We start from the raw sequence: 3,938 nt of genomic DNA on the forward strand, positions 1-3,938 counted from the left end.
AAAATACACCTTGGGTTAAAAATACACCTTGGGTTAAAAATACACCTTGGGTTAAAAATACACCTTGGGTTAAAAATACACCTTGGGTTAAAAATACACCTTGGGTTAGAAACCCAAGGCTAAGAGCTTAAACCCGTTCAAAACGGGTTAAAAGAAACACACTGAAGGTTGTCCAAACAATAAACAACGTGGATAGTTGAGAGTTGATAATAAAGGATTCGTTACTGTTCCCTATTCCCTGTTCCCTTGTTTACAAAAAACAAACTAAGCAATAAATCCCCAATCTGTCAATAAAATTTCAATGCCTTGAATAATCATTTCTAGGGCAAATGTGCCAATCACTAAAGACATCACTCGACCGACAATATCAATATAGCGTTCCACCAATTTTTCATCCCGTTTTTTCACATCGTCATGGACAATTTTAAAAAGGATAATGCCAAAAAAGGTTAATAATAGGGCAATGAGAATGGCAAGAATTGCCCAAGGGGGGGTGAGATGACTTCCGGTGAAAATACTTGCACTGACTGTTCCTGGCCCTATCATGTACGGCATAGCGACTTTGGCCGCTGCTTCATCGATGTCTCCGCCACGCAGCGATCGCAGGGCATCACTTCCCCCAAATACAAAGCGAATTCCAATTACTAAAAAAATAATTCCTCCAAAAATCAAAAAAGAAGCAAATCTCGCTTGTCAAACATCTTTAAAAATGGCATCACCAAGGATGGCAAAAAGGATAAAAACACAACAACTAATAATTGTTCCTTGAGTTAAAATAGTAATGAAAGAGCGCAAGGAAAAATCTTGAATCAGATCAATCAAGAAAATACTCATCAAGAAAGGATTCAAGAGAACAAAGAAAAGGGCGGTTGATTGAAAGAGAGAGTCCATAAGAGTTGCAGTTAATGAATTTACTGGGGAGAGCAGCCATAGAATAGGCAGTACAAAGTCCGAGAATAACTAATTTTGCTGGAGACAAACCAATAAGTTACGTCTGTTTTGTTGTCTCAAAATATCTTAGAGTTATCACTCAATACTATGAGATTGATTTTGTTTTGAGGAGAGCTTTTTTACTCTATCAAGAGCATAAAATTAAGGTCATAAAATCATTCTATATAGCGGTGTGCCAATCAGTGAAAGACACTTGCTCCCCCTCGCCCAAGGTGGGAGAGGGGGTTTGGGGGTGAGGGCCTGAGTAAAAGACTGTCCGAACTCCTAACTGGTTTAACTTTAAAGAGTAATACTGACTCGCCTATCTATCTGATTCTATTTTAGGCTGAGTCTCGGTCAGTTTTCAATACATTACTGAGGATTTTTAAGTGTCGGTTTCCTCTGCAAATTATGACTCTAAACTTACCCAATGTACGTGATTTTACCGTTTCCCAAAGCCATGGTGGTGGTGTCTGTAGCGACTCAACCGGGTGGGCCATGGTGTGTGGGTTGGGTTTAACGGGGTGTAACCCAATGTTTTTGGGGGGTTGGATTACATGGTGAAATGTTCGACAAGTGACTATTGGAGTTAGCAACAGGGGAAAGTCTTGGGTTTGTCGCTTCGATGTTGATATTATTCTTCCCTCTCGTCCGTTGGAGGGTTGGGAGTTCGCCCTTGTTTCGGTTATGGTAGAGAGGAGTGGTGCTAGATGTGCCTATTTTTTGAGTAAGTTCTGATCTTGAGGTCTGCTTGAGATCACAGAGAGTAGTTAATCGAATCCTGATCTAAAAAATTTTCTCTTTTGGGTAAATTTACTAACCCCTCTTTTATTTCTTATTTCCGGTTTTGATAACTGATGATGGGTGCTTTTTTGTAGTGATTCATTCAAGAATATGAGGTTACGTATCATTTTTTGGTATAATTAAGTTATCAAAATAGGAAATTCAGTGATTACAACTGGAATACATTTTTCTCAAGAATTTCTCTAAAAACTATGACTAACCCTAATCATAATCCCGATCCCGATAATAATTTTAACCCGGATAAAGAAAAGTTCCTCTATCCTCGCTCTGCCTACTATGGAGACTTTAAGCCTAGTAATTTAGTGTTTAATGCCAATTTACAAGAATTTGCTCAAAAGGTGAATTATATTTGCAACCTAGAAACGGCGGGGAAACTCACATCAGAGGAAGCCTATCAACAAATTAAATCCCTTTGGAAAAAAATTAAACAAAGTCGTAAGGAATTGGGGATTATGGATGATAATAACTTTTAAGATTGAAGGAAGAGGTGCTGACGGAATACTTTGCGTTTCTGCCCCCTAGTCGTTAAACTAGGGTTATTTTGGTGACTGTTCTTGTCTTAGGTTTCTTTAATAAGTATTCTTTACCATGATGTCTTTCTTTCGTCAATATATCGCGCCCTTGTTGGTGGTATTAATTTTTCTGGTGGCGTTGCTGGCGGTGAGTGCGCGGATTTTTCTCCCGGATGATATGGTGGCCCCGGCCCCGACGGGAATGGTTCAGGTTGCTCCTTCTGTGAGTGGGGAGGGGGTGTCGTTGTGGGCTAAGTTTTAGTGGGTTTAAACAGTCCACTCCCGGAGGGGTATCACTGGATTAAGGGTTTGGGGAAAGATCGGGCGTTGTTGCTCAAGTTTATGGGGCAAACCTATGGGGAGTTATTCCCCAATCAGGGAAATTTTGCCCATTTAGCGGATACGGTAGCCCAGTATTTTTCCCCAGAGACTCCTTTATGGTGGGTGGCCACTGGGGAGGAGGTGCGGGTGGGATGTTTGTGGTTGGGGACCGGGGTTGCTCAGGAAAGCGGCGATCGCTATACCCATATTTTTTTAGTCTATGTTGCCCCAAAACACCGTAATCAGGGAATTGGCACGGCGTTAATGACGTTAGCCCAACAGTGGGCGGAAAGTTGTGGCCATGGGAAAATCGGCTTACAAGTATTTGAACAGAATCGGGCGGCCCGACGGTTGTACGATCGCTTGGGATATGAAACGCGATCGCGTTTAATGATCAAAAAATTCTAGTCCCCTAATTCGCCAGTCCAGTCCCTCCAATGGGGTCAATGGGATGGTATGCTAAAAAGAGGACAGACTGCCGCCCAACTCGTCCAATTCTCGATGATCCCCTTCTCAAAAAAGGGATTTTGAGGATCGCAGATCACGGCTGAGACTTGAACATGAATGACGACGAACAGAGCCTGTTAGAATTCGAGGATGATTTAGAAAGTCCCCTTGATGAACTAGAGGCCGATCAAACTCCTCCCCCCGATCCAGAACAGATGTTAGCCTTGCTCTCATCTCCGGATTCCTCACAACGGATGATCGCAGCCCGGGCCTTTAGCCAAATTCAGGATGAGCGAGCCATTCCTTTATTAGTGGCGTTATTAAAGGATGTGTGTCCTTTAGTGCGGGTGAGTGTAGCCTATGGGTTAGGCCGTAATCCCAGTCCAGAGACCGTTGAGCCGTTGATTGAACAGTATCATCAAGAATGGAATGGGTATGTCCGCAAGGGGTTAATTTGGGCTTTGGGGAATTGCCGCGATCGCAGAACCTTAAACCCCCTCACAAAAGCATTAAGAACCGATATTCCGGCAGTCCGTCTCTGGGCGGCCAGTAGTCTGGCGCAGATGGCCAAGTTAGAATACGAAGATATGATTGCCGCCATCCCGCCCTTAATTGAAGGATTACGGCAAGACTCAATCCCCGCAGTCCGCAGCAATTGCGCCTGGTCCATTGGTCAACTCTGCCGAGAACTCCCCTCTAATGTAGTTTATGCCACTGCCATTGACGCATTATTAGAGACATTGGTGGAAGATCAGGATATGGGAGTCACAGAAGATACAAAAACTGCCTTGTTACGGGTAGGTGATCCCCGTGGGTTACAGATGATTGAGGAGTTGGAGTTAGAAGGATTAGTGTGAAGTCAGCATTCAGGGTTCAACTTTCATTCAACAAAAGAGCCGCTTTTCTCCCCCACCTCGGAACAGG

General features: G+C 43.3%; 5 protein-coding genes. 4 read left to right on the top strand and 1 reads right to left on the bottom strand.

Going from position 1 to position 3,938, the window contains the following annotated elements; translation table 11 throughout:
• Positions 1 to 264 precede the first annotated feature (264 nt).
• Positions 265 to 672 carry a MarC family protein gene (locus PN462_RS21275; RefSeq protein ID WP_272130855.1) on the bottom strand — a complete coding sequence of 136 codons (408 nt, stop codon included), beginning with the start codon at positions 670 to 672 and terminating at the stop codon, positions 265 to 267.
• A gap of 1,253 nt (positions 673 to 1,925) precedes the next feature.
• On the opposite strand from PN462_RS21275, the gene PN462_RS21280 reads away from it, so the two are divergent.
• The 4 genes from PN462_RS21280 to PN462_RS21295 all read left to right on the top strand — a co-directional run bounded on the left by PN462_RS21280 (position 1,926) and on the right by PN462_RS21295 (position 3,871).
• Positions 1,926 to 2,207: a DUF7219 family protein gene (locus PN462_RS21280; protein ID WP_272130856.1), complete on the top strand. Its 282-nt coding sequence runs from the start codon at positions 1,926 to 1,928 to the stop codon at positions 2,205 to 2,207.
• A 118-nt stretch (positions 2,208 to 2,325) separates the two neighbouring features.
• The gene (locus PN462_RS21285; RefSeq protein ID WP_443029249.1) at positions 2,326 to 2,508 is read left to right on the top strand and encodes a hypothetical protein; all 183 of its coding nucleotides are present in this window, start codon (positions 2,326 to 2,328) and stop codon (positions 2,506 to 2,508) included.
• Positions 2,508 to 2,975: a GNAT family N-acetyltransferase gene (locus tag PN462_RS21290; protein ID WP_272130858.1), complete on the top strand. Its 468-nt coding sequence runs from the start codon at positions 2,508 to 2,510 to the stop codon at positions 2,973 to 2,975. The genes PN462_RS21285 and PN462_RS21290 overlap by 1 nt, the downstream gene beginning before the upstream one ends.
• Positions 2,976 to 3,127: 152 nt before the next feature.
• A complete protein-coding gene (locus PN462_RS21295; RefSeq protein ID WP_272130859.1) occupies positions 3,128 to 3,871 on the top strand; it encodes a HEAT repeat domain-containing protein in 744 nt (247 codons plus the stop codon).
• Positions 3,872 to 3,938: the final 67 nt, after the last annotated feature.

It is taken from the genome of Spirulina sp. CS-785/01 (assembly GCF_028330525.1).
Lineage (GTDB): Bacteria > Cyanobacteriota > Cyanobacteriia > Cyanobacteriales > Spirulinaceae > JAQMSD01.